The sequence below is a fragment of the Alcanivorax sp. HI0044 genome (assembly GCF_001634945.1).
On the sequence record NZ_LWEZ01001572.1, the window covers coordinates 1 to 1077 of the forward strand.

Consider the following 1077-nt stretch of genomic DNA (forward strand, 5'->3'; position numbering starts at 1 on the left):
TTTCCAGACCGGACAGGGCAGACTGCACCTGGGCGCGCTGGCTGGCCAACTCACCTTTCACGGTCGTCACTTGATCCGCCAGGCTGCTCTTTTCGCTCTTCAGCCGGGTGAACTCCTGCCACCCCCACCAGCCAGCCGCCCCGAGTGCAGCCAGCACCACCAGTACCAGCAGCACAGTCAAAAGGCTTGCCCCGGCCTGGCGGGAAAAAAGACGATCCTGCGTCATGTCAGCTCCGTTGTTGTCATAGCGAGGCGTGCGCGAGTCTCGAACCCCCTGCGCCCTCGGTGTGGCGATACCCGATATCATTGCAAAAACCTTAAAGTGAGCGCCCATTGCTGTCCAATCATTAACGGTTAGATCGGGTAAAAAATTCTTCGCGCCATAGAGTAATCACTATTCACCGCTGGACGCATAGCCAGACCGAAAATCACGCGCCCGACCAAGCCGGCAGGCAGCCAAGACACTGGGGAGAAGAAAGACGCTCGCCTTAACGATCGCTACCACCGGCGTTCAAGGCCGCCAGCATGTCATCGTCATGGGCACTGGCTGCCACCCGCACCGGGCCGGCATGATTGGCCTGCACCGCAGCAGCCACCCGCACCCCAGCCGCCACCACGCCACAACCGGCGGGCAGCACAGGCTGGAGCGCCTGCCAACCTTGCACGCTGGTAACCATCACCCAATCAGCCTGCGCCGAAATGGTGATGTGGCTGGCCCCATGGCGCCGGTAAAAGGCCAGCGCATCGACACGGGCACCGCGCGCTTCCAGGCTCTGCGCCAGCAACTCGCGGCCACTGTCGCCCCGACAGATCAGAACCTGTTTTTCCTGCAGCTGTTGCAGGCAGGGCAGCGCCAGCACCGCTTCGGAATTGAAGCCATGCTCTGGCACCGTGGCAGGTAGATGCCAGGACGCCAACTCCGCCGCCGTGGCCCGACCCACCGCCAGCCAGTGCACACCCACGGGCCCACTGCGGCCACAGGTCCGCCATGGCCGACAGGGCCAACCGAGCGGCATTCACGCTGGCAAAAAATACCGCGTGGTAACGATCCAGTTCCATCAGGGTGCGTTGCATGGC

1 protein-coding gene and 1 pseudogene are annotated in these 1077 nt (G+C 62.9%); both read right to left on the minus strand.

Annotated features, from left to right (window positions below; all coding sequences use genetic code 11):
* Positions 1-226, minus strand: a pseudogene (locus A3730_RS23715) (hypothetical protein); the annotation flags it as partial.
* Between the two features lie 262 nt (positions 227-488).
* Positions 489-962 (minus strand): uroporphyrinogen-III synthase, encoded by a 474-nt coding sequence (locus A3730_RS23720; protein ID WP_231884030.1) that lies wholly within the window; start codon positions 960-962, stop codon positions 489-491.
* Positions 963-1077: the final 115 nt, after the last annotated feature.